Origin of the sequence: [Actinomadura] parvosata subsp. kistnae (assembly GCF_900323885.1) — a bacterium.
Taxonomy (GTDB): domain Bacteria; phylum Actinomycetota; class Actinomycetes; order Streptosporangiales; family Streptosporangiaceae; genus Nonomuraea; species Nonomuraea composti.
Map to the genome: position 1 here is coordinate 1188505 of NZ_OOHJ01000018.1, position 24411 is coordinate 1212915.

Annotated in this window: 18 protein-coding genes; 8 read left to right on the forward strand and 10 right to left on the reverse strand. The window is 72.9% G+C overall.

What is annotated here, in order from left to right:
- On the reverse strand, positions 1–870 hold the full coding sequence (gene tesB / locus KIS93_RS25510; RefSeq protein WP_186404432.1) for an acyl-CoA thioesterase II: 870 nt from the start codon (positions 868–870) through the stop codon (positions 1–3).
- 106 nt (positions 871–976) lie between these two features.
- The gene (locus KIS93_RS25515) at positions 977–3025 is read right to left on the reverse strand and encodes an ATP-dependent DNA helicase UvrD2 (RefSeq protein WP_080045297.1); all 2049 of its coding nucleotides are present in this window, start codon (positions 3023–3025) and stop codon (positions 977–979) included.
- Positions 3026–3178: 153 nt separating this feature from the next.
- On the opposite strand from KIS93_RS25515, the gene KIS93_RS25520 reads away from it, so the two are divergent.
- The gene (locus KIS93_RS25520; RefSeq protein ID WP_230465805.1) at positions 3179–4081 is read left to right on the forward strand and encodes an alpha/beta hydrolase; all 903 of its coding nucleotides are present in this window, start codon (positions 3179–3181) and stop codon (positions 4079–4081) included.
- Positions 4082–4154: 73 nt separating this feature from the next.
- Positions 4155–4403, forward strand: coding sequence for a glutaredoxin family protein (locus tag KIS93_RS25525; protein ID WP_080045295.1), 249 nt, complete (start codon positions 4155–4157; stop codon positions 4401–4403).
- Between the two features lie 6 nt (positions 4404–4409).
- On the opposite strand, the gene nudC is transcribed toward KIS93_RS25525, so the two are convergent.
- Positions 4410–5381, reverse strand: coding sequence for an NAD(+) diphosphatase (gene nudC, locus KIS93_RS25530; RefSeq protein ID WP_080045294.1), 972 nt, complete (start codon positions 5379–5381; stop codon positions 4410–4412).
- Positions 5382–5529: 148 nt separating this feature from the next.
- Between nudC and KIS93_RS25535 the strand changes: the two genes are divergently transcribed.
- The 4 genes from KIS93_RS25535 to KIS93_RS25550 are packed head-to-tail and all read left to right on the forward strand — an operon-like array spanning position 5530 to position 10854.
- A complete protein-coding gene (locus tag KIS93_RS25535; protein WP_080045293.1) occupies positions 5530–6669 on the forward strand; it encodes an ATP-grasp domain-containing protein in 1140 nt (379 codons plus the stop codon).
- A complete protein-coding gene (locus KIS93_RS25540; protein ID WP_080045292.1) occupies positions 6666–8141 on the forward strand; it encodes an IucA/IucC family protein in 1476 nt (491 codons plus the stop codon). The genes KIS93_RS25535 and KIS93_RS25540 overlap by 4 nt, the downstream gene beginning before the upstream one ends.
- Before the next feature lie 2 nt (positions 8142–8143).
- Positions 8144–9760 (forward strand): IucA/IucC family protein, encoded by a 1617-nt coding sequence (locus tag KIS93_RS25545; RefSeq protein WP_080045291.1) that lies wholly within the window; start codon positions 8144–8146, stop codon positions 9758–9760.
- 26 nt (positions 9761–9786) lie between these two features.
- Positions 9787–10854: a type III PLP-dependent enzyme domain-containing protein gene (locus tag KIS93_RS25550; RefSeq protein ID WP_155129114.1), complete on the forward strand. Its 1068-nt coding sequence runs from the start codon at positions 9787–9789 to the stop codon at positions 10852–10854.
- Here the strand turns inward: KIS93_RS25550 and KIS93_RS25555 are convergent.
- Together KIS93_RS25555 and KIS93_RS25560 are read right to left on the reverse strand one after the other, a co-directional pair.
- Positions 10814–14095, reverse strand: coding sequence for an ATP-dependent helicase (locus tag KIS93_RS25555; protein ID WP_080045289.1), 3282 nt, complete (start codon positions 14093–14095; stop codon positions 10814–10816). The two genes, KIS93_RS25550 and KIS93_RS25555, sit on opposite strands and share 41 nt — an antisense overlap.
- The gene (locus KIS93_RS25560; RefSeq protein ID WP_230465804.1) at positions 14089–17325 is read right to left on the reverse strand and encodes an ATP-dependent helicase; all 3237 of its coding nucleotides are present in this window, start codon (positions 17323–17325) and stop codon (positions 14089–14091) included. Before KIS93_RS25560 ends, KIS93_RS25555 begins: the two co-directional genes overlap by 7 nt.
- On the opposite strand from KIS93_RS25560, the gene KIS93_RS25565 reads away from it, so the two are divergent.
- Entirely contained in the window at positions 17311–17898 is a 588-nt protein-coding gene (locus KIS93_RS25565; RefSeq protein ID WP_268967028.1) for a class I SAM-dependent methyltransferase, read from the forward strand. The genes KIS93_RS25560 and KIS93_RS25565 overlap by 15 nt on opposite strands.
- Before the next feature lie 78 nt (positions 17899–17976).
- On the forward strand, positions 17977–18603 hold the full coding sequence (locus KIS93_RS25570) for an NUDIX domain-containing protein (protein WP_080045286.1): 627 nt from the start codon (positions 17977–17979) through the stop codon (positions 18601–18603).
- 13 nt (positions 18604–18616) lie between these two features.
- Here KIS93_RS25570 and KIS93_RS25575 read toward each other — a convergent pair whose 3' ends face one another.
- From KIS93_RS25575 to KIS93_RS25595, 5 genes are all read right to left on the reverse strand, one after another.
- Positions 18617–21364 (reverse strand): CDP-glycerol glycerophosphotransferase family protein, encoded by a 2748-nt coding sequence (locus KIS93_RS25575; protein WP_080047510.1) that lies wholly within the window; start codon positions 21362–21364, stop codon positions 18617–18619.
- A gap of 245 nt (positions 21365–21609) precedes the next feature.
- Complete coding sequence (locus KIS93_RS25580; RefSeq protein ID WP_080045285.1) at positions 21610–21924, reverse strand: MGMT family protein; 315 nt, start codon at positions 21922–21924, stop codon at positions 21610–21612.
- A complete protein-coding gene (locus tag KIS93_RS25585) occupies positions 21912–22271 on the reverse strand; it encodes a hypothetical protein (RefSeq protein WP_080045284.1) in 360 nt (119 codons plus the stop codon). The genes KIS93_RS25580 and KIS93_RS25585 overlap by 13 nt, the downstream gene beginning before the upstream one ends.
- A gap of 38 nt (positions 22272–22309) precedes the next feature.
- The gene (locus KIS93_RS25590) at positions 22310–23464 is read right to left on the reverse strand and encodes a S8 family serine peptidase (protein WP_080045283.1); all 1155 of its coding nucleotides are present in this window, start codon (positions 23462–23464) and stop codon (positions 22310–22312) included.
- Positions 23458–24360: a hypothetical protein gene (locus KIS93_RS25595; RefSeq protein ID WP_230465803.1), complete on the reverse strand. Its 903-nt coding sequence runs from the start codon at positions 24358–24360 to the stop codon at positions 23458–23460. Before KIS93_RS25595 ends, KIS93_RS25590 begins: the two co-directional genes overlap by 7 nt.
- Positions 24361–24411 lie beyond the last annotated feature (51 nt).

A 24411-nucleotide genomic window follows, 5' to 3' on the forward strand; every position in this document is an offset into this window, starting at 1 on the left:
CTATTTCGTGAGGCGAATCATGGCTTCCTGGACGACTGAGACCACGAGGTCACCCGACGCGGTGTACATCTCACCCCGCGCGAGCCCTCGCGCCCCCGCCGACCACGGTGACTCCTGAGCATAGAGCAACCAGTCGTCGGCCCTGAAGGGGCGGTGGAACCACATGGCGTGGTCGAGCGAGGCTCCCATGACGTTGGAGGCGCCCCAGGCCATGCCGTGGGCCAGCAGGATGGTGTCGACCAGCGTGAAGTCGGAGGCGTAGGCGGCCAGCACCACGTGCAGGAGCGGGTCGTCGGGCAGCTCGGCGTGGTAGCGGAACCACACGTTCGTCTGGGCGCTGCGCAGCTCGGGGTTCTGGAAGGCCTCCCACGTGAGCGGCGAGGCATAGCGCGCGTCCACGGGCCGGGGGCGGGTGAACCACTCGCGCAGCTCCGGCTGGTCGCCGACGAGCTCGTACATGCGGTCCTGGAACGTCGGCAGCGTCTCGGGGTCGGGCACCGACGGCATCACCGACGCCTGGTGCGAGACGCCCTCCTCGAAGACGTGGAACGAGGCGGACATCGTGAAGATGGCCTTGCCGTGCTGCACGGCCACGACCCGCCGCGTGGTGAACGAGCGGCCGTCGCGCAAGCGCTCGACGTTGTAGACGATCGGGATGGACGGGTCGCCGGGGCGGATGAAGTAGGCGTGCAGCGAGTGCACGTTCCGGTCTTTGGGGACCGTGCGGCCGGCCGCGACCAGGGCCTGCGCCGCCACCTGGCCGCCGAAGACGCGCTGGATGCGCTCTTCCGGGCTCCTGCCGCGGAAGATGTCGAGCTCGATCTGCTCCAGGTCGAGCAGGTCAAGGAGCTCCTTCAGCGCCGAGTTCACGTGTCCATCCCCTCCGTGGTCGCCAGTCCCCCAGACTGGTCTCTGGGACAAGTTTGACGTGTCGCCCATTTCACCCCATATGGGGGCCTGGTAGTGCCCCCAGGCGTTATGACCCTCGGCACAACTCCAGGACGGCCTCGCCGTACCGGTCGAGCTTGACCCGGCCGACCCCCGCGATCGACAGCAGCTCCTGCTCGGTGACCGGCGCGCGCTCGGCGATGGCCTGCAGCGTCACGTCGGTGAAGATGACGTACGGCGGCACCTTCGTCTCTTTGGCCGTGGCCGTGCGCCACGCCTTGAGGCGTTCGAGCAGCGCCTCGTCGTAGTCGGCGGGGCAGGTGGAGCACCGGCCCAGCTTCTGCTCGGTGGCGTTGACCAGCGTCTTGGCGCACACGCGGCAGCTCACCGGCGTGGCCACCTGGCGGCGCTCGCGCGAGGCGGACGGCGCCATGCGCGGCGGGGCCGAGGCGCGGCCGGTGAGGCCGTCGAGGAAGCGGGACGGGCGGCGGCTCTTGCGGCCCCCCGGCGCGCGGGCCAGCGCCCACGAGATCGACAGGTGCTCCCTGGCCCGGGTGACGCCGACGTACAGGAGCCGGCGCTCCTCCTCGATCTGGTCGGGCGTCTCGGCGTAGATGATCGGCAGCATGCCGTCGGTGACCCCGACGAGGAACACGGCGTCCCACTCCAGACCCTTGGCGGCGTGCAGCGAGGCCAGGGTGACGCCCTCGACGGGCGGCGCGTGCTGCTCGGAGGCGCGCCGCTCCAGCTCGGCGACGAACGCGGGCAGGTCGGCGCCCTCGGCCGCCATGTCCTCGGCCAGGTCCGCCAGGGCCTTGAGCGACTCCCACTTCTCCCGCGCCTTGCCGCCGCCGGGCGGCGCCGGGGTCAGGCCGATGCCGCTCAGGATGTGGTGGACCTCGGAGGCGAGGGGCTCGCCGGCGGCGGAGCGGGCCGCGCCGCGCAGCAGCACGACCGCCTGCCGGACCTCCGGCCGCTCGAAGAACCGCTCGGCGCCACGCAGCACGTACGGGATCTCCGCCTTGGTCAGGGCCTCTTCGTACGCCTCCGACTGGGAGTTGACCCGGAACAGCACGGCGATCTCACGTGCCGGGACCCCCTTGTCGAGCAGCTTCCTGATGCCCCGGGCGACGCCGGCGGCCTCGGCGGGCTCGTCGTCGTACTCGGTGAAGGCCGGCTTGGGGCCGTCGGGCCGCTGGGCGACCAGCTCCAGGCGGTGCGGCGAGCGGCCCTTGGCGATCACGAGGTTGGCCAGGTTCACCACCTGGGGGGTGGAGCGGTAGTCGCGCACCAGCTTGATGACGGCCGCGTCGGGATGCTCGACCCCGAACCCGGTCAGGTAGCGGGGGCTGGCGCCGGTGAAGGAGTAGATGGTCTGGTTGGGGTCGCCGACCACGCAGATGTCGTCGCGGCCGCCGAGCCAGGTGTCGAGCAGCAGCTTCTGCAGCGGGTTGACGTCCTGGTACTCGTCGACGACGAAGTAGCGGTACTGCTGGCGGATCTGCGCCGCGACCTCCTGGTGCTCGGTCATGACGGCCGCGGTGAGCTCGAGGATGGTCTCGAAGTCGACCAGGTGGCGCTCGCGCCTGATCCGCTCGTACGCCTCGTAGACGCGGCTGACCTGCTCGGCCGGGATGGGCGGCGTGCGGTGGTACTTCGTGGCGGCGGCCACGTAGTCTTCCGGGCCGATCTGGGTGACCTTGGCCCATTCGACCTCGGAGGCGATGTCGCGCAGCTCGGAGCGTTCGGGGGTGAGGCGCAGGCTGCGGCACGCCTCGCCGAGCACGGGCAGCTTCGACTCGATGACCGACGGGGCCGCGCCGCCGATCACGCGCGGCCAGAAGAAGGTGAGCTGGCGCAGCGCGGCGGCGTGGAACGTGCGGGCCTGCACGCCGGGCGCGCCGAGCGCGCGCAGCCGCTGGCGCAGCTCCCCCGCCGCGCGCGTGGTGAACGTCACAGCGAGGACGCTCTGCGCGTCGACCACCCCGCTGCGCACCGCGTACGCGATGCGGTGGGTGATGGCCCTGGTCTTGCCGGTGCCCGCGCCGGCCAGCACGCACACCGGCCCGCGCACGGCCTCGGCGACAGCACGCTGCTCGGGGTCGAGCCCGGTCAGTACGTCGTCCGCGTCGTTCACCTGTGTATCCTCCCAGCCGCTGGCGGAGAACCACTTTATTCTGGCAACATGCGGGCCGACGTATGCTCGCAAAGCCTGCGTCATCAAGATGCAAAGGACTGGTCTTTTCCCCCACAATGGGGCCCGACCATGTGCATGGGGGAAAGGAAGGCCGTGCGAACAGCGGTTTTCGTGAGCGCTCTCGCGCTCGCTGCCGTCGCGCTCACACCTGTCGCCGCGAGCGCGTCCATGGAGCCGACACCCGCCCCCACCGTGGACACCCCTGTGGACGCCGAGGGGATCGGCGGGTTGTCCGTGGAGACCGTCCAGTACGGCCCGCACAAGCGCCAGAGCATGGACGTGTGGTGGACTCCCGACGGTCAGCAGCGGCCGGGGATCTTCCTCATCCACGGTGGCTGGTGGTCCAGCGGCGACAAGAAGTACATGAAGGAGATCACCCGCGGTTACGCGGAGCTGGGCTACACCGTCTTCAACCTCAACTACCGCCTGTCGGGCGAGGCGGCCTGGCCCGCGCAGCGCACCGACGCGCTGACCGCCATCGCCACGGCGCGCAAGCACGCCGACCGGTACGCGTTCGACCCGAACAACTACGTGCTGGTGGGCTTCTCCGCCGGTGGGCACATCGCGGCGGCCGTGGGCACCTACGGCGACGGCATCGGCGGGCTGAAGGGCGTGGTGGGGCTGTCGCCGATCATCTCGCCGCTGCGCGCGTACGCCGACGGGGAGAAGACGACCGACGCCAACAAGCGCCGGCTGCGCTCGGCGGCGATCAAGCTGGCCGGCGGTTGCCCGCCGAAGGGCAAGTGCTCGCGCGTGTGGGCGAGCATGGAGGTGGCCTGGCACGCCAGCCGCAAGGACGCTCCGATGCTGACGATCCACTCCGAGAACGAGTTCGTGCCGCCGGTGCAGAGCGAGCTGCTCAAGCAGATGCTCGGGCAGGTGGGGGTGCAGGTGTCGGTGTTCACGCAGCCGGGCACCAACCACAGCTCGCCGCTCTACCGGGAGCCGGGCGTGGCCGAGCGGGTGCAGGCGTGGATCGCCTCCCGGATCGGGTAGGGCGGGATTAGACGGGCGATGCGCGTTGTTGCACGGATCGCCCGATTTCCTGACCTTGGAGGGATGTCCGAAGATGGCGCTCACGGTCTACAGCACCACGTGGTGCGGCCCCTGTAAGCGGCTCAAGGCCCAGCTCACGCGCGAGGGCATCAGCTTCGACGAGATCGACATCGAGCGTGACCCGTCGGCCGCCGAGTTCGTGATGAGCGTCAACAACGGCAACCAGGTCGTGCCGACCGTGGTGATCGAGACGCCGAAGGGGCGCGTCGTGCGGACGAACCCCTCCGCCCTCGAGGTCAAGGCCCTGCTCGGAGCCGCCTGATCAGGTTTACCAGTCGCCGGTCAGCTCGCCGCCGTACCAGGTTTCGATGAGGCGGCGGGCGATCGACACGGGAGGCGGCAGGCGCAGCTCGCCCGACTCCAGGGCGCGCGTCAGCTCCTCCCGGGAGAACCAGTGCGCCTCGGCGATCTCCTCGGCGTCGGGCGTGAGCGTGGTGGTGACGGCCTCGGCGAAGAAGCCCAGCATGAGGCTGCGCGGGAACGGCCAGGGCTGGCTGCCGAGGTAACGCGGGTTGGTGACGGCGATGCCGACCTCCTCGGCCACCTCGCGCACGACGGCCGCCTCCAGCGACTCCCCCGGCTCCACGAACCCCGCCAGGATCGACAGCCGCCCCTCCGGCCACTGCGGCCCGCGGGCCAGCAGGCACCGGTCGGCCTCGTCGCGTACGAGCATGATGACGGCCGGGTCGACGCGCGGGAAGTGCTGGCTGGAGTCGTGCGGGCAGACGCGGATGTGGCCGCCGGCCTGCACGACCGTGCGCGTGCCGCAGCGCGGGCAGAACTCGTGGGTGGCATGCCACGCCTCCAGCGCCACGGCGTAGACCAGCAGGCCCGCGTCGCGGTCGCCGAGCAGGCCGCCCACCTGGCGCAGCCCGGCGGCGACCGGCTCGCCCTCGGGCGTGTCGCGCAGGGACATCGGGATCGTCACGCGGCCGTTGACCTCGCTCCTCGGCAGGCCGGGCAGCGGCGCGGCCACCGCGAAGTAGGCGACGCCGTCTTCGACGCCGAGCAGGTAGCGCTCTCCGGCGGGCGCGTCGGCGGGCGGGAACAGCACCGCGTGCACCTCGTCACCCGACCGCCGCACGAGCGTGTGGCCGTCGTCGATCACCAGCACCTTCGTCGCGGGATCGGCCCAGGCCCGCTCCAGCCACCGCTCGTCCGCGCGCAGCGCCGACGAGCGGTCGATGGTGCCCCGCGCAAGCAGTAGCGGGCCGATGAGTTGCTCTTCCGCGGTCTCCACTGGTGCCGCCCCCTCCCGAGTCCCATGTCATCCTATGACCTCGCAGTTAGCCGCCGATTACGGTATCCGGGCTCCGTGGTGATCTCTGTGGGGCTAGGATTCGACGGGTTAGGTTAGCCTTACCTGATCCTGCGGGGGTGCGTTCGCGTTGCGGCTCTACCTGACCGCGCTCAAACCGACCGATTCCGTGACGGACGGCTTCCTGCCGGCGGCGCGGGCGCTCGGGTGCGAGGTGACGATCCTCACCGACCGGCCGGACGAGCATCCGTCGGCGGTGCGGTGCGACGTACGGGATCCGCGCGCGCTCATCGACACCGTCGAGCACCTCGGCAGGCCGGACGCGATCTTCTCCAACTCCGACCACCTCCAGACCGAGACCGCGCTGGCCGCCGCCTACTTCGGGCTGCCCGGCAAGGACTGGCGGGCCTGCGCGGCGGCCAAGAACAAGTTCCTGATGCGCCGCCGGCTCCAGGAGGCGGGGGTCGAACAGGTCTTCTCCGTACGGCTCGGGCCGCTCGATCCCGTGCCCGCCGAGGTGCCGTACCCCGTGGTGCTGAAGCCGCGCGAAGGGGTGGCCAGCGAGGACGTGCTGCTCGTCGAGAGCGGCCTGGAGCGGGCCGTGGCCGAGGTCAGGCGGCGGCGGCCGGGCGAGGCGCTGGTCGTGGAGGAGTACCTCGAAGGGCCGCTGCGCACGCTGGAGACGCTGGGGGACGCCGGCGGGCCGCGGGTGCTCGGCGGGTTCAGGACGACGCTGGGGGCGTTGCCGTACTTCGTCGAGGAGCGGCTCGACTGGGCGCCCGCCGATGAGTCCCACGAGCACGTGCTGGTGGCGTTGCGGGCGCTGGGGGTGGGGTTCGGGGCGTGCCACACCGAGTACGTCGTCACCGCCGCCGGGCCTCGCATCGTCGAGGTGAACTACCGGGTGATCGGGGACCATTGCGACTTCCTGCTCGGGGACGTGCTCGGGGTGCCGATCTTCGAGTGGATCCTGGGGGTGCATCTCGGAGCATCAGTACCCGCCGTCCCGGAAATATCCCGATTCGGGGCCGCGGTCAGCCTGGTCGCCGACCGGGCCGGGGTCATCAAGGACGCGCCGGGGCCCGAGTCCGTCGAGCTCGGTGACGTACGGCTGTGGCACCGGCCCCTGCGGGCCGTGGGCGAGGTCGTCACCCTCACCCATACCAATCGGGACTACCTCGGCGTGCTGCGGGCCGTCGGGCCGTCACCGCAGCGGGTGGACGCCGCGATCGAGGAGTACCGGGCCGCGCGGCCGTGGGTGGTCGGATGAGCGGCACGTCCCGGGAGGCGTACCTGGCCGCCCGGGTGCTGAACGCCCTGCTGCGCGAGGACTACGGCGGGCTGGCCGGCCGCGTCACCCGGACCAAGGACGGGGTGGGGCTGCTGCTCGCTGACGGGCGGTGGGTGCGGCTCTCCCCCGGCGTGCTGTTCCAGGACTTCGTGGTGGCCGCCGACGAGCGGATCGGGCTGGAGCAGGTGCTGGAGACGCTGGTGGAGGTCGCGCCGCCGGAGGACGCCGAAGGGGTGGCGGCCTTCTTCGAGGAGTGCGTGGCGGCGCTGACGGCGCTGGAGTTGTACGACGAGCGGGCGCCCGAGGTGAAGCCGTCCTACGAGGCGCTGGCCGCCTCCGTCGATCATCCCGTCTACCCGACCTCGCGCGCCCGGGCAGGGCTGTCGGAGGCCGAGCTGCTGGCCTACGCGCCGGAGTTCGGCGGCTCGTTCGAGCTGCGCTGGGCGGTGGTGCCGGGCTCCTCGGCCCATCTGCCGGCCGACGTGGCGCCGGACTGGGCGCGCGAGCACGCGGCGGCCGATGAGGCGTTGTTCCCCGTGCATCCGCTGGCCCTGGACGAGGTGCGCAAGATCGACGGGGTGCGGGTGCTGGAGCGGGCGGGCGTGCGGGTGCGGCCCACGCTGTCCATGCGGACCGTCGAGCTCGGCTCGCGCCTGCACCTCAAGCTGCCCCTGCCGATCAGCACCCTGGGCGCCAGGAACCGGCGCTCGATCAAGCCGGGCACGCTGGAGGACGGCGCCCGGGCCGAGCTGCTGCTGCGCGAGCTGGCCGACCCGGACGTGGTGCTCGCCGACGAGCAGACGTACGCGCACGCCGGGCACGAATACCTCGCCTGGATGGTGCGGCGGCTGCCCGAAGGCCGGATCGTGCCGGTCGCCGCGCTGACCGCCCCGGGCGTCCTGGACGAGCTGGGCGACGTCCTGCCCGCCTACCTGCGGCTGCTGCTGCGCTGGAACGTGCGGCTCTTCGTCCGCTACGGCGTCGCCCTCGAAGCGCACCAGCAGAACCTGGCCCTGCTCTTCCAGGGCGACCGGCTCAAGCTGCTGGTCAAGGACAACGACGGGCTGCTCGCCTCCCCGTCGAGGCTGCGGGCCGCCGGGGTCGCGGTGCCGGAGTTCGCCGACGGGCGCATGCTGAACGACGACCCGCACGCCCTGGCCGACGTCTTCGTGACCATCACCCTGCACCTGGCCTCCGCCGCCGTGGCGTTCGGGGCGCTGCCGCACGACCGGGCGGCGGCGCTGCTGCGCGACACGCTGGCCGACGCCCTCGGCGAGTACGGCGGCGACCCCATGGCCAGGCTCCTGCGCGCCAGGACGCTCGACGCGGCCAGGCTGACCGGCAAGTCCATGATCACCGCTGGCACGCTCGTCTCCAAGGAACGTTCCGGCGCGCGCGACGTCAACAAGTTCTACGGCACCAGCGGGCCGAACTACCTGAGGAGAGCCTGAACATGCACGGACCGGCCATCGACGCGCCTTCCGGCCCGGCCGAGCAGGCGACGCTGGCGGCCCTGCTGCGCTGCTGCGTGCGGGAGGTGGCCGGGCCGCGCGGGCTGGTGTGGCCGGCGCCGCCGTACCTGCTGCTGCGGGTGGCGGGCGTGCTGCTGCGGGCCCGTACGCACGGCGGGGCGGCGCTGCGCTTCGACGGCCCGCCCGAGCGGCTGGAGGCAGGCGCGTGGCGGCCGCTGACCACCGACGAGCTGATCCGGCTCGTGGAGGGCGAGCTGCGCGGACGCAACGGCGAGTTCGCCGCTCAGGTGGCGGGCGGGCTGGGCGGACGCGACGGCGAGTTCGCCGGGCAGGTGGAGGGCGAGCTACGCGGACGCAACGGCGAGTTCGCCGGGCAGGTGGCGGCCAGCAGGGATGCGGTGGCGGCCATCCTGCGGGCCAGGGCGCAGGCCGTGCCGCCCGCCGATCCGTGGCTGGCCTCGGAGCAGGCGCTCGTGTACGGGCATCCGTTCCATCCCAGCCCCAAGGCGCGGGGCGGGGAGGGCTGGCTGGCGTACGCGCCCGAGGTGCACGCCCGCTTCCCCGTCCGGCTGCTCGGCGTGCCGGAGGACGCGCTGGCCGAGGGCGGCGACGTGTCGGTGCTGGACGCCATGGGGCGCGGGCCCGACGGTTACCGGGTGCTGCCGGCGCATCCGTGGCAGCTCGGCCTGCTGGGCCCGGTGCCCGGGCTGATCGATCTCGGGCCGGGGCCGATGGCGGTGCCGACCTCGTCCGTGCGGACGGTGTACGTCCCGGAGGTGGACGCCTGCCTGAAGTTCTCCCTCGACGTGCGGATCACCAACTGCGTGCGCAAGAACGCCTGGTACGAGCTGGCCGGCGCGGTGGAGCTGACGGAACGGCTCGCGCCGATCTTCGACGAGGTGACGGCGAAGCACCCCGCTACCCGCTGGCTGCCCGAGCCGGGATACCGGTCGGTGGCGGCCGGGAGCAGGCCGCACGAAGGGCTGGGTGTGATCGTCCGGCGGAGCCCGTGGGCCGCCTGCTCCCCCGGCGTCACGCCGATCCTGGCCGGCGCCCTGGCCCTGGACGTCAAGGCGCCCGACCCGCTCGCCTGGTGGCGCTCGTACGTGACGGTGGTCGCGCTGCCCGTCCTGGAGCTGTACTTCGCGCACGGCGTGGTGCTGGAGCCCCACCTGCAGAACGTGCTGGTCGGGCTGGACGGCGACGGCATGCCCGTGCAGGCCGTCTTCCGCGACCTGGAGGGCACCAAGCTCGTCGCGGATCGCCACGACCTCGGCGGGCTGCACCCCGAGGTGGCCCGCGCGCTCACCTACGACGCCGAGCGCGGCTGGGCCCGCGTGGCCTACTGCCTGCTCGTCAACCACCTCACCGAGATCGCCGCGACGCTCGCGGGCACCGACGACCACCTGCTGCGCGAGCTGTGGCGGGCGGCCAGGAGCCTGTTCGAGCGGCAGGCCGGCGGGCTGGGCCGGCCGCTGCCGCTGTCGGACCTGCTGGCCGGCGCGCCGCTGCCGGCCAAGGCGAACCTGGGCGTGCGCTGGGCCAGGGCCGCCGACCGCGCCGCCGGTTACGTCCCGATCGCGAACCCGCTCGCATGATCCCGCATCCCTCGGAACCCGCTCGCATGATTCCCGATCGCGTCCTGACGGCCGCCACGGCGCTCCCCCGGGTCCCCGCCTACCTCTATGACCTGCCGGCGCTGGACGAGCACGTCGCGGCCGTACGGCGCGCCCTGGGGCCGGTCGAGCTGTACTACGCGGTCAAGGCCAACCCCGACGCCGAGGTGCTGCGGGTGCTGGCCGGGCACGTGGACGGGTTCGAGGTGTCGTCGGCGGGCGAGCACGCGCACGTCACCGGCCTGTTCCCGGGCGCGCGGGTGGCGCTGGGCGGGCCCGGCAAGACCGACGCCGAGCTGCGCCTGCCGCACCACCGCATCCACGTCGAGTCGCCGAACGAGCTGCGCCGCCTGCTCGCCACGGGCCTGGAGGCGGACGTGCTGCTCAGGCTCAACCCGGACCTGCCGGTCGAGGGCGCGGCGCTGACGATGAGCGGGCCGTTCGGGATGGACGAGGACGACCTCGCCCGCTGCCTGCCGCTGTTCGGCGACCGCGTACGGCTGCGCGGCCTGCACACGCACCTGGCCAGCGGCCTCGACGCGGGGCGGCTGCTGGGGCTGGCGCGGCGGCTGCTGGAGCACCCGTACGAGGAGGTCAACCTCGGGGGCGGGATGGCGGTGTCGTACGCGTCGCCGCAGGCGCGCTTCGACTGGCAGGCGTACGGCGCGGGGCTGGCCGGGCTCGGGCGGGGCAGGCGGCTGCGCGTCGAGCCGGGCCGGGCGCTGACCGTCTACTGCGGCTACTACGTGACGAGGGTGGTGGACGTGAAGTGGGTGCGCGGCCGGGCGTACGCGATCGTGCTGGGCGGCACCCACCACCTGCGGACGCCCGCGACGAAGGGCCACGACCAGCCGTTCACGGTGCTGCCGTCAGGCAGGCCGGACGTCTGCGACGAGCCGGTCACGATCGTCGGCCAGCTCTGCACCCCGAAAGACGTCCTGGCCAGGAACATCGTGACGTCGGTGGGCGTCGGGGACACCGTGGTGTTCGCGATGGCCGGCGCCTACGCCTGGAACATCTCCCACCACGACTTCCTCATGCACCCGAAGCCGGCCTTTCATCATCTACGAGCCTGACGCCCTCGATCAGCGCCACGAGGCCGTCGGCGTCGAGCAGGTCCACCGGGCGTACGGTGCGGTTGGCGCGCACGTAGTGGAAGGCCGCGCCGACCTGCTCCAGCGGCACCTCCGCCAGGTGCGACCAGGCCAGCCGGTACGCGGCGAGCTGCACGGAGGCGGCCTTGGCGGCCTTCTTGCCCCGCGGCGGCTGCCCGGTCTTCCAGTCGACGACCTCGTAGCCGCCGCCGGCCCGCTCGAACACGGCGTCCATGCGCCCGCGCACCAGCCGGTCGGCGATCATGGTCTCGAACGGGACCTCCAGGTCGACCGGCCGCCGGTCGGCCCACTCGCTCTGCTCGAAGCGCTCCTGCAGCTCCGCCAGCCGCACGTCGGCCTCTTCGAGCTCCTCGTCGTACAGCTCCAGATCGTCGATGAGCCGCTGCTGGTCCCAGCGCGTCTCCAGCCACTTGTGGAAGGAGGTGCCGCGGCGGGCCAGCGGCGCGGGCTTGACCGGGACCGGCCGGCGGATCCTGCGGGCCAGCTCGCGCGGGTCGGCGGCCAGCGTGACCAGCGCGGACACGGTCAGCTTCGTCGGCAGCTCGACCGTGGTGGCGGGCCTGCGCCGGTGCAGCTCCCGCTCGCGCAGCAGCAGGTCGGTGTCGCGCTGCCAGGCCCGCAGCCGCTCCTCCTCGTACGCCTTGATCGGCTCGTCCTCGTACGGCCCCAGCGTGCCCGCCAGCGCGTCCTCGACGAGCCGGGCGCCGTCGAGCACGGACTCGTAGCGCAGCCCCTCGGGCTCGACCGGCCAGGTGGCCTCGGCGGGCTCGGCCAGCAGCGGGTTGGTGGCGCCCTCTTCGAGATCGTCGGCCCACACGGAGATACGGTCGGCGGTGTCGCGGATCTCCAGCAGGAAGTCGGACGGCTCCAGCGGCTTGGTCGCGCTGCCCCACCGGTAGCCGGAGGCGATCAGGTGGTAGTGGGCGCGGGTCACGGCCACGTAGGCGAGCCTGCGCTCCTCCATGAGGTCGCGCTCGCGGCAGTGCTCGTCGAACGCGGCCAGCTCCTCCTTGCTCAGCCCGCCCAGCCGGGGCAGGTCGGCCGCGTCGCCGCGCAGCGCGTAGGGGAGCTTGCGCGGGTTCTCCGTCCAGCGGCTGTTCATCACCGGCGTGGCGGGGAAGATGCTGCCGGTCGCGATCGTGCCCTTCGAGCTGACGAGCTGCGACAGGCCCGGCACGACCACGACGGGCCACTCCAGGCCCTTGGAGGCGTGCACGGTCATCAGCTTGACGCTGTTGCTCTCGCCGACCCGGCCGGCCTCCAGGCCGAACTCCTCGCTCTCGGCCGCCTGGAGGTAGGCGAGGAACGCCCCCAGCGTGGGATCCTCGGCGTCGCCGGCGAAGCGGGAGGCCGCGTCGAGGAACGCGTCGAGGTCGGCCCGCGCCGCGAACGCGCCGACCGTGCCGCTGCGCGCCGCCACCTCGATGTCGAGGCCGAGCCTGCGCTCGACCTCGCTGATCAGGTCGGGCAGCGGCTGCGCGGTGTGCGCGCGCAGGTGGCGCAGCTCGTGCGCGAGCGCCACCAGCCTCGTGCGGGCCAGCGGCGAGAACGACTCCAGCCACTCCTCCCTGTCGGGCAGCTCGTCGAGGGCGTCGACCAGGCTGCCGCGCTCCTCGGCCAGGTCGGCCACCACCTGGTCGAGCGGGTCGTCCTCGCGGTGGCTCTCGCTCAGCTCCCTGGCGAGGGTACGGGCGTGCTCGCCCAGCACCCGCAGGTCGGCCGGACCGATCCGCCAGCGGGGCCCGGCCAGCAGCCTGGCCAGCGCGTCGCCCGCCGTGGCGTCGTACAGGACGCGCAGGGTGGCCACGATGTCGCTCACCTCGGGCACGGTCAGCAGGCCGCCCAGGCCGACCACCTCGACCGGGATGTCCCGCTCCTCCAGCGCCCTGCGGATCGCGGGGAACTGCGAGCGCTTGCGGGCCAGGATGGCGACGTCCTGGGGTTGCAGGGCGAGCGTCTTCTTGCGCTCCTTCTCGCCCCACGGCAGGCCGTCGGGGGCCGTCTCCTGGCCGAGCAGCCTGGCGATGCCGTCGGCGATCCACTTCGCCTCGTCGGCGGCGGTCTCGTGGAAGGCGCAGGTGACGCGGCCGCGATCGACCCGGTTCGGGCCGGGGACCAGCACGGGCACCTCGCGGGCCTCCATGCGCAGCGGCAGCTGGACGCGGGCGGCGACGTCGAGCACCCGGTCGCCGTTGCGGAAGCTGACGCTGAGCTGGCGGACCGGGGCCGGGTCGCCGGCGGCCGTGCGGAAGTCTTGAGGGAAGCGGCGCAGGTTGCCCGCCGACGCGCCGCGCCAGCCGTAGATCGACTGGCACGGGTCGCCCACGGCGGTGACCGGATGGCCGCCGCCGTAGAGCGAGCGCAGCAGGACGAGCTGGGCGTGGCTGGTGTCCTGGTACTCGTCGAGCAGGACCACGGAGTAGCGGCCCCGCTCGATCTCGCCGACCTCCTTGTGGTTGGCGGCGATGCGGGCGGCCAGCGACATCTGGTCGCCGTAGTCGATGACCTCGCGGGCGCGCTTGAGCCGTTCGTAGCGCTCCACGAGGGGGAGAAGCTGCTCCCTGGCCGCCTGCACGCTCAGCGGCTTGCGCTGGGCCAGCGTGGTGCGGCCGGGCAGCACGGCGTGCCGCTCCCGCAGCCACTCCCCCACCCGCCGCACGTCGGCGGGCGAGCGCAGGTGCTCCGACAGCTCGCCGGCCAGCTCCAGCAGCGCGGCCGTGACCGAGGGCGGGCCCAGCTCGATCTTGTCCATCGGCCCGTCGTACATCGCCACCACCCGCGAGGCGAGCTGCCACGACACGGCGGGCGTGACCAGGCGCATCGTGGGCTCCAGGCCCTCGCGCAGCGCGTGGTCGGTGACCAGGCGGGCGGCGTAGGCGTGGTAGGTGGACACGGTCGGCTCGTTGTCGAGCGCGCCCGGCTCGACCAGCCCCGCCTCGGCCAGGCCGTTGAGCCGCTCCCTCACCCTGGTGGCCAGCTCGGCGGCGGCCTTGCGGGTGAACGTCAGGCCCAGCACGTTCTCCGGCTTGACCAGGCCGTTGGCCACCAGCCAGACCACGCGGCCCGCCATGGTCTCGCTCTTGCCCGAGCCGGCGCCCGCCATGACCACCATCGGCTCCAGCGGGGCCTCGATGACCGTCGCCTGCTCAGGGGTGGGCGGGAGGATGCCGAGCTTGCCGGCGAGTTCGGCGGGGGTCAGCACACCTGGCCCCCGTTGTCGTTGACCGGGCAGCTCGCCCTGGCCGCGCACGTGCGGCAGCCGTCGTTCACCTTGGCCTGGAAGAACGGGCCCGACATGCCGATCGCCACGGTGTCGACCAGGTCTTTCGCCCAGCCCGGGTTCTTGTCGTCGGCCAGCGCGCCCTGCGTCTGCTCCAGCGCGTCGTTCTTGCCCGCGGCCTTGCCGAGCTGCACCAGCGCCGCGCCGCCCGGCTCCGTCATGCCGTGCCGGGCGAACGCGCCGAGCAGCGCGGCGAGCTGGTAGACGCCGAGCTGCGGATGCCGCTCCAAATCGCCCGCCTTCGGCTTCGAGCCGCCCGTCTTGAGGTCGATGATCACCGCGCGGTTGTCGGAGTCGCGCTCGACCCGGTCGACGCGGCCCTTGATCTGGACGCCCTCCGACACCATCGCCGTGAACGCCTCCTCCAAAGCCACCAGCTCGCGCGGGTTCTCCTTGTGCCAGCGCAGGAACTTGCCGATCATCTGCTCGGCCACCTGGCGCTGCTTGCGGTTGTACCAGACGCCGCCGAAGTCGAGGTCGTTCCAGATCTGGTCGAGGCGCTCGCCCAGCAGGTCTTCGCTGGGCAGGTCGGTGGCCGCCAGCACGGCCAGCGCGTGGATGATGTTGCCCAGGCCCTGCGCGGTGCTCGTGCCCGCCGCGCCCACCGCCGTCTCCAGCAGCCAGCGCAGGCCGCACTTCGTGAAGCTCTCCACCGCCGACGGCGAGATGCTCACCACGCCGTCGGGCCAGCTCAGCGGGCGGTCGTCGGAGATCGGGGTGAGCGCGTACCAGTCGTTGGGGTGGGCGCCCTGCACCCCGGCGGCGGCCAGCCGGGCGAGCTGCCGGGCCGCCTCGTGCCGGACCCGGCGCGGCTTCGTCGGGTCGGTCACCGCGCTGCGCAGGTCGGCCACCAGGGCCGACAGGTTGAGCCAGCGGGCCCGGTCGTCGACCGTGGCCGACTCGACCGCGCCCGGCATCAGCTCCGACAGGAACCTCGACGGCCGCTCGTCGGTGTCCTCGCCGCCCACGGCCGTCACCACCAGCCTGCGCCTGGCCCTGGTCGCGGCCACGTAGAACAGCCGGCGCTCCTCCGCCAGCATCTTCGACACCAGCGACGTCTTGTTCGGCTCGCCGCCCTCCACCGTCTCGATGAGGTCTTCGATGCCCAGCAGCGACCCGCGCAGCCGCAGGTCAGGCCAGACGCCCTCCTGGACGCCGGCCACGACCACGACGTCCCATTCGAGGCCCTTGGAGCGGTGGGCGGTCAGCACGCGCACGGCGTCGCCGTCGGGGGCGCGGTCGGCCAGCGTGTCGCCGGGGATCTCCTGCGCCGCCAGGTCGTCGATGAACACCTCGGGACCCGCCATCGGCATCCGGTCCACGAACCTGGCCGCGTGGTCGAACAGCGCCACCACGGCGTCGAGGTCGCGGTCGGCCTGCGCGCCCCTGGGGCCGCCCGCCAGGCTCAGCTCGCTCCAGCGGGGGGCCAGGCCGCTCTGGTCCCAGATCGTCCACAGCAGGTCTTCGGCGGTGCCGCCCTGGTGGACGGCCTCGCGGGCGGCGGCCAGGAGCTTGGCCACCCGTTCGGCGGGGAGCGCGACGTGGGGCTCGACGCGGATCAGCTCGCGCACGTCCTTGATGGCGGCGACCAGCAGCTCGCCGGACGAGCGCGCCTTGAACGGCAGCCCGTCGACCTCCTCGGCAGTGTCACCAGCGGGGTCATCAGCGGGGTCGGCGATCTCGCTGGTGGCTTCGCTGGCGGCCACCCCCATCGCCTCGTTCTCGGCGATCTTGAGTGCGCGGCGCAGGCGGCGTACCCCGATCATGTCGGTGCCCCCGAGCGGGCCGGTCAGCAGCTCCTCAGCGGTGCCCTCATCGAGCTGGGACGGATCCAGCGCCACCCGCAGCATCGTGAGCAGCGGGCGCACGCCCGGCTCCTGCGCGATCGGCACCTCGTCACCGGCGATCATGGTGGGCACGCCCGCGTTGGTCAGCGCCCGCCGCAGCAGCGGCACCTGCCGCCTGGCCGAGCGGACCAGCACGGCCATCCGGCTCCACGGCACCCCGTCGATCAGGTGCGCGCGGCGCAGCGTGTCGGCCACGATCGCGGCCTCCTGGCTGGTGCTGTCGGCCAGCAGCACGCGCACCTCACCGGGATCGGCGTCAGGGGCCGGGACGAGATCGCGGTGGCCGTGCCGATGGTCGGGCCGGTGGTCGGGCCAGTCGTCAGGATCTTGCCCGGGCTCCTGCGTGGGCGCGGGGGCGACGGGCAGCCTGGCCGCCACCCGCCGGGACGCCTCCAGCAGGTCGGCCCCGCTCCTGCGGCACACGCGCAGCGCCAGCACCGGCGCCTCGCGGCCGTCGAACGTCTTGAACCGCTCGGGGAACTTCATGATGCCCTGCACGTCGGCGCCGCGGAAGCCGTAGATCGACTGGTCGGGGTCGCCCACCGCGACCAGGTCGCGGCCGTCGCCGGCGAGCTGGGACAGCAGCAACTCCTGGGCCGGGTCGGTGTCCTGGTACTCGTCGACGAACACCACGTCGTGCGCGGCCCGCTCGCGCTCGCGCACCTCAGGGCCGGCCAGCAGCGCGGTGGCGGCGCCGACCAGCTCGGCGTAGTCGTAGGTCTCCTCGGGGGCGAGGTCGAAGCGGTCCTGGTAGCGCTCGGAGAACCGGCCGGCCGCCACCCAGTCGGGGCGCCCGTGGATCCGGCCGAGGGCGATCAGCCGCTCGGCGTCGAGCCCGCGCTCGTTCGCACGGGACAGGAAGTCGCGCAGCTCCTCGGCGAACCCGCGTGTCTTGAGCGGCTCGCGCAGCGACTGGGGCCAGTCGGGGGCGCCGTTCTCCAGCTCGCCGTGCAGCAGCCGCCGGATCTCCAGCAGCTGCTCGGGGCCGGTGAGCAGGCGCGGCGGCGCCTTGCCCGCCAGCACGCTCTCGCGGCGCAGCAGCGCGTAGGCGTAGGAGTGGAAGGTCATGGCCAGCGGCGTGCGCGTGGTGCGGCGCAGCCGGCCGGTGACCCGGCGGCGCAGCTCCTCGGCGGCCTTGCGGCTGTAGGTGAGGATGAGCACGCGCTCGGGATCGACGCCGCGCCGCTCGATGCGCTCGACCACGCTCTCGACGATCGTGGTCGTCTTGCCGGTGCCCGGACCTGCGAGAACGAGGAGCGGGCCGCCGCGATGCTCCACGACGGCACGCTGATGCTCATCGAGCACAGGAGGCACATCGCGCCCCCCGCTACCTCTCCGCACCAACCGCCAGGTCTGAGCACTCACAGCACTAGATTCCACCAGACCACAGGGGTAGATCGTGCCGACTTGCCCGGTCTCCCTCAGAGATCCGCCTACCGTATCGGGGCAAAAGTCAGATTTTCTCGCGACACGCCGGACACTTTGTTCGCCACAAGCGTGGACTTCCGGCACGGGAACGCCTCGGACATGCCGTTCGCCGACGGCGCCTTCGACTTCCTCATCTGCTGCGCCGCGTTCAAGAACTTCGCCGACCCGGCGGGGGCGCTGCGCGAGATGCGGCGGGTGCTGCGCGACGGCGGGTCGGGGCTCATCGTCGACCTGCGCAGGGACGTCTCCAAGGGGGCCGTCGAGCAGGACGTGGCCCGCATGGGGATGGGGGCGGTGGCCGGGGCGTTCACCACGTTCGCGCTGCGCTGGTTCCTGCCCAGGCGGGCCTACACGAAGGCCGGGTTCGAGGCGCTGGTCTCGAAGGCGGGGTTCGGCTCGTACGAGGTCAGGCAGACGCCGATGGCGCTGGAGGTGGAGTTGCGGAAGTGAGTTCGGCGATTCGGGAGCATACGGAGCGTGCGGGATTGTAACGTTGGGTCAACATTCCCTCGCGCGGGGGTCGATCACATGCGCTGGCAGGTCCACTCCGAGAAGTCCGTCTACCTCGACCCGTGGCTCGACGTGCGGATCGCGGACGTGGAGCTGCCCGACGGCCGCCATATCGACCACCGCCTCATCCGGACGGCGCCGGGGGCGGGGGCGGTCGTCACCGACGCCGATGACCGGGTGCTGCTGATCTGGCGGCACCGGTTCATCACCGACAGCTGGGGGTGGGAGATCCCGCTCGGGCAGGTGGACGACGGCGAGCCGCCCATCGCGGCGGCGGCCAGGGAGGTCGAGGAGGAGACCGGCTGGCGGCCGGGGCCGCTGCGGCCGCTGCTGGCCGTGCAGCCCGGCAACGGGTTCTCCGACGGGCTCAACCACGTCTACCGGGCCGACTCCGCCGTGCACGTGGGGCCGCCGGCGCACCCCTGGGAGGCGGAGCGGGTCGAGTGGGTGCCGTTCGCCACCGTCCGCAAGCTCGTCGCGACCGGCGACATCGTCTGCGGCACCAGCATCTCGGCGTTGCTGCACACGCTCGTCGAGAGCCTGCCGGAGGCCGTCCCGCCACAGGGCCCTGAGCTGAGCTTCCTGTACGACTACGACCCCGGCAGGGTCTATCCGCTGCCCGGCAACCTGCCCGACCTGCTCTGAGCCACCGGCGCGCTCAGGAGAAGAGGCGGTCGACGACGCGGGCGGTCGCCTTGCCGTCGTCGCGGGGCGCGAACGTGGCACGGAAGGCGTCGTAGCGGTCGGCGTGCGCCGCCGCCACCTCGTCGATCGACCGCAGCGCCTCCACCACCTCGGCCGACGTCGACAGCAGCGGCCCCGGCGCCTGCTCGGGCAGGTCGATGTAGAGGCCGCGCTTCGACGAGTATTTGGCCAGGTCGTAGCCGTAGAGGACGATCGGCTTGCCGGTGCAGGCGAAGTCGAACATGACCGAGGAGTAGTCGGTCACCAGGACGTCGGCCACCAGCAGGAGATCGGCGATGTCGGGATAGGTGGTGACGTCGCGGGCGATGTCGGGGACGGCGGGCATGGCCTGCATCGGGTGGGCGCGGACCAGGATCTCGTGGTCGGCGCCCAGCGCCTCGCGGGCCTTGGCGAGGTCGAGCTTCACCATGGCGTTCTTGCGGTCGTAGTCGCGCCACGTGGGCGCGTACAGGACGACGCGCTTGCCCTCGGCCAGCCCCAGCCGCTCGCGCACCGCGGCCGCGCGGGCCTCGCGGTCGGGTGAGTTGAGCACGTCGTTGCGGGGCAGGCCGCTCTCCAGGATCTCGCCCTTGTAGCCGAACGCCTTGCGCAGCACCGGCGTGGCCCACGGCGACTGCGACAGCAGCAGGTCCCAGCCGCGCACCTCGGCCGCCTGGCGGTGCCAGATGGGCGGCCTCGGGTCGCGCCGCATGTGGGGCTGGTCGTTGCCGATGAGCTTGGCGGGGGTGCCGTGCCAGGTCTGCAGCACCACCTGGTCTTCGCGGGCGCGGAACCAGGCGGGCAGGAACGCGTTGGTGACGATGTGCCGCGAGCGGGCCAGGGCCTCGTGGTGCTCGCGGCTGCCGGCGCGCACGACGGTGGCGCCGCCGGGCGGCACGAACGCGCCGTCCTTGACGATCCAGATGTGCTCGCGGTCGTCGCCCCTGCGCAGCCGCTCCTCGTAGATGGCGCGCACGCTGTCGGAGTAGTGGCGGCCGTCGTTGACGACGTAGACGGTGGACTCGCGCAGCGGCTCGGTGCGCTGCGCCGGGTAGAAGACGCGGCGCAGGACGTGGGTGCCGGCCACGCCGCGCTCCTCGGCGGGCCTGGCCTCCTCCACGGTGATCACCGGCACGTCGAAGCGGGTGGAGACCATGCGGAAGACGTGGCCGCCGAGCGTGCGCGGCTCCTCGTCGAGGCCGGGCAGGGCCGCGTGGTCCATGCGCAGCGGGACGATCTCGCCGGACGGGTGCCGCAGCGACATGTTCCAGGTGCCGGAGGCCAGCGGCACGGGCTCGCCGAAGCGGTCCATCGACGCGGGCTCCACGCGTACGGAGAACTCCGCACCGGAGCGCTCCATCGGCAGCAGGTAGGACAGCCCGGAGCGGTGGCGCAGCGTCAGCGTGCGGGGGCCGGGCGCGTCGGGGTAGTGGCCGCGCAGGACCAGCGCCGGCCCCTCCCAGACCGCCGAGGTGATCACGGGGCGGATGCGGTGGGCGGAGACGACGACGCGGTCGCGGCGGTCGCCGAGCACGGTGATCTCGCGGTCGCCCACGGGGGTGCGGGTCTCGACGAGGTCGGCCAGCATGACGGAGGCCGCCGGGTCGCCCTTGGGCTCGACCCAGAGCCGCCGGCCGTCCTTCTCCTGCAGCAGGGCGGGCACGGCGAGCGTGACCACGACCTGGGTGCCGTCGCCGGACGGCGTGAAGTCGGCGGCGATGCGGTGGCCGCCCAGCCGGGCGTGGCCCTTGGTGACCTGCCGGCCGGGCAGGAAGATCTTCAGCTCCAGCTGGTCGCCGTCGAGCCGCACGCCGGTCAGCTCGGCCCTGTTGGGCTGGAGCACGACCTGGAGCGCCCGGTCGGACGTCCAGACGGGCCGCACCCACCAGCCGGGCTTGAGCTTCAGCCCGGCGGGCCGCTCGGGCCGGCCGATGGAGGAGCCGCGCAGCAGGCCCGTGGCCCGCGCGCCCCGGCTCCAGAACACGATCTCGGCCCGCCACGTGGTGGCGTCGGGCACGCCGGGACGGTGGCGCATGCGGCGGCGCACGCCGTGCACCAGACCCCGGACGGCGCCGCGCCAGCGCAGCGGCCACGGGCTCAGCTCGGCGGTGAAGCCGGACCAGTCGTAGTTGCAGCCGGGCTCGCGCGCGCCGTGCGTGGCCTCGGGGGCCAGGACGCGGCGGGTGCGCATGCGGATCGGCGGCAGCCAGCGCGGGCCGCGCAGCACCACGGTCGCCCGGTTGAACCTGCGGCTGCGCACCGACAGGCCCGCCAGGTAGGCGAAGCCGCTGACGCGCAGCTTGCCGTCGACCCACACGATGTCGTCGATGTGGGTCACCGGCACCAGGTCGGAGCGGCGCAGGCGATAGAGGTCGGGGGGCAGCTCGTCACGGAAGGGCAGGTCGGCGTACCAGCTCAGGCCCTTGCGGATGCGCTTGGACGGCTCGGCCGCCGCCGTGACCACCTTGGTGAGGGTGTCGCCCTCGACGAGCTCGTCGTCGGGACGGTGCTCGATCAGATAACAGATGACGCGGCGCGCGACCGGCAGGTCGCGTTTGACGCGCGCGTCGACGCCCTTGAGGTAAGGGCGCACGAGGTCGAGCATTTCCCTGCGTCGCGGGGCGCCGCGCTTGACCGCGAGGTCGATGCGGGCCCCGAGGGGACCGCTCAGCACCTCGGTGTCGAACGCCGCGTCGCGACCGCCGGGGCCGACCGCTCGCATGACCGCTTCGAGAGGCTCGCCACGATCACACAGATCCTGGACAGCCTTCAGGCGGTCGGCGAGCGAATCGCCGCCCTGGCGCTGGGCTGTGACGCCGGTGGCCATAGGGGAGGCACCGCCTTTCGGGCCGCCATCAGTGTTCTGCCCATGGTAATGGGAGTCACATGTCACAGAATCGCCCGTTCGACGAAACCGCAGGTCAGAGGGGTTACTGAAAATCGGCTGAATTGCCGGGCGGCGGCCGGCTACGGGCCGTCGCCCGAGCGCCCGTCCCAGCGGGCCAGCCGCATGTCCACCCGCTCGCCGCGCAGCGGAGTGCCTTCCTCGCGCCAGTGGGACAGGCATCGTCGCAGGTGGTCGGGGGCGGCGGCGGTGCCGTCCGCATGGACGACGCGCCACCACGGCACGCCGCCTCCCCACGTGCTCATGACCTTGCCGACCTGGCGGGGGCCGCCCTCGCCGAGGTACTCGGCGATGTCGCCGTACGCCATCACCTTGCCGGGCGGGATGCGCTCGACGAGGTCGAGCACCTGCTCGGCGAACGGGGTCAGGGGCTCCATGCCGCCGGACCCGCGTCGATGATCTCCTCGAACTTGCCGATCGCGACCACGCCGCCGGCCGCCGAGACCTCGATGACGCCGTCGTTCAGCAGGTACTCCTCGCCGTCCTCGCCCACCAGCCGGCCGCCGAGCGCGGTGGACAGGCGCAGGAGCTGGGCCACCTGCCAGTCGGAGCCCGGCTCGCCGACGAGCTGGCCCTGCCACCGGGCCACGGCGTGCGTGCCGCCCCCGTGACCGGTCACGATCTCCTCGGATCCGCGCAGCTCGAAACCGGCCGGCGCGATGGCCTTCGCTAGCTCCGCGAAGGCGAGTGGCGACTCACGCACCACCCGCAGCTCGTATCCCATGGAGCGGGACCATAGCGGATCTTCCACCCCAACGAGAATCACTCCTCCTTGCGCTGGTTGAGCACGATGATCGCGCCGCAGAAGGCGACCAGCGCCACCAGCACCCCGCCCCCGTACAGCCACAGGCGCAGCGGGTCGGGCCCGGGCCGGGTCGGCACGGGAGAGTCCTCGCCCCTGCCGAAGTGCTCCATGCCGGGCGCCACGCTCTGCTTGGCGCCGGTCAGCCGGTCGGCGGCGTTCAGCGCGGCGGCGGCGTCCACGACCCCGAAACCGGTCTGGTCGTCGTACCCGGCCGCGGGCCGGCCTCTGGCGCTGGACGCCAGCGCCTGCGCCACCTGCTCGGGCCGCAGGTCCGGATAGCGCGACTTGATCAGCGCGGCCACGCCCGCCACCAGCGCGGCGGCGGAGCTGGTGCCCTCCGACAGCTCGTAGCCGCCGTCCCGCTTGAGCACGGGCACCTCGACGCCGGGCGCCGCGACCAGCACCGACAGGTTGTCGCTGCTGAACGTGGCCCGCCTGCCCTGCTTGTCGGTGGCCGCCACGCCGATCACGCCCGGGTATCCCGCGGGGAAGCTCCAGTAGGAGGTGCCCTTCTCCTTGGCGTACGGGGTCTGGCCGTCGTTGCCCACGGCCGCCACGAGCACGACGCCCTTGCTCAGCGCGTACGAGACGGCCTCGCGCTCCGAGCGCAGCGGCCCGTACGAGCCGATCGACATGCTGACGACCTGGGCGCCGTGGTTGGCGGCGTACCGCAGCGCGCGGGCCAGCGGGCTCTCCGGCGCGACCCCCTCCTCCTGCACCGGCGGCACGGCGAAGGCCGGCTCGTCGTCGATCACCATGGGCAGCGACAGGATGCGCGCGTCCGGCGCCACGCCGATGAGGCCGCCGTCGGCGCCGGAGGCGGCGATCAGGCCCGCCATGGCGGTGCCGTGCCGGCCGGGCGGCAGCGCGCGCTCGATCGTGCCCGACGTCATGTCGGGACCGTTGGTGACGCGGCCCTTGAGCTCCTTGACGCCGGTGTCCACGGCGCTGTCGACGACGGCGACGGTGACGCCCTTGCCCTTGGTGACCGTCCAGGCCTGCTCGACGTTGAGCGCGTCGAGGACCCATTGCTGCTGGTCCCTGACGGGAGCGGCGGCCGTGCCCGAGAAGGCGAGCACCGCGGCCGTGAGCACGCGTACGGCGGTCAGCACACGTTCCCCTGGGTACAGGGCGGCACCTTGGGCGGGTCCGCCAGGAAGTAGGCGATCTGGTTGCCGATGGACTTGGCGGCCGGCCACAGCTCGCTGTGCAGGATCTCCTCGGGCGGGATCGCGGCCCTGGTGCGCCCGTCGGCGTAGCCGCCGGTCGAGAACACGAGGTACGGCCCCGCGCCCACCCAGCCGGTGCGCTGGCGCTGGTCGGGCCCGAAGCGCTCGCTGACCGTGCCGGGGAAGGCCACCGGCAGCACGCCGACGCGGTCGTCCTGGGTCAGCTCCTCGCCGGCCGAGATGCGCGACGCCTCGTCCTTCAGCACGGCCACGCCGACGGTGAAGACGAAGGAGGCCGTCTGGTCCATGTACGTGGCCCGCAGCATCGTGACGCAGCCGTGGCTCTGGAGCACCCCGGCCACGGAGGCGTCCGCGGCCTTGGCGCAGTCGGTCTCGGGGGCGATGCCGACCCGCCTGGCGTACTGCTGGGCGCGGTCGAGCCCGAGGTACTTCACCTCTTCGGGGAAGACGCCCGTGGCCGGCCACGCCTGCCAGCGGCGGGCGATCTCCTCCTGCTTGTACTGGTTCTGCTCGTCGGGCGTCAGCGGGCGCGAGCGGGTCTCGGAGAACAGGCCGACGGTGCCGAGCAGCACCACGACGGCCGAGACGGCGATGATGACGCCCAGCAGCGCCACGAACATGCGCCGGTAGCGCATGCCCTGCCGCAGCGCGAGCAGCTCCGCGCGTTCCTTGGCCGCCGTGCGCCTGCGGGAGTCCGCCGCGGGCCACGAGCGCACGCGCGAGCGGCGGCCGGTGGCGTTGCCGAGCGGGTTCCTCCGCTCCTGCGGTGCTTCTCCCCCGGCGCGCGGTAGCCCTGAGGTCGACCTACGTGCCTTCACCACCGCCTCGTTCCCGCATTCGCTTCGTGTCTATTTCGTCCCCCTAAGGGG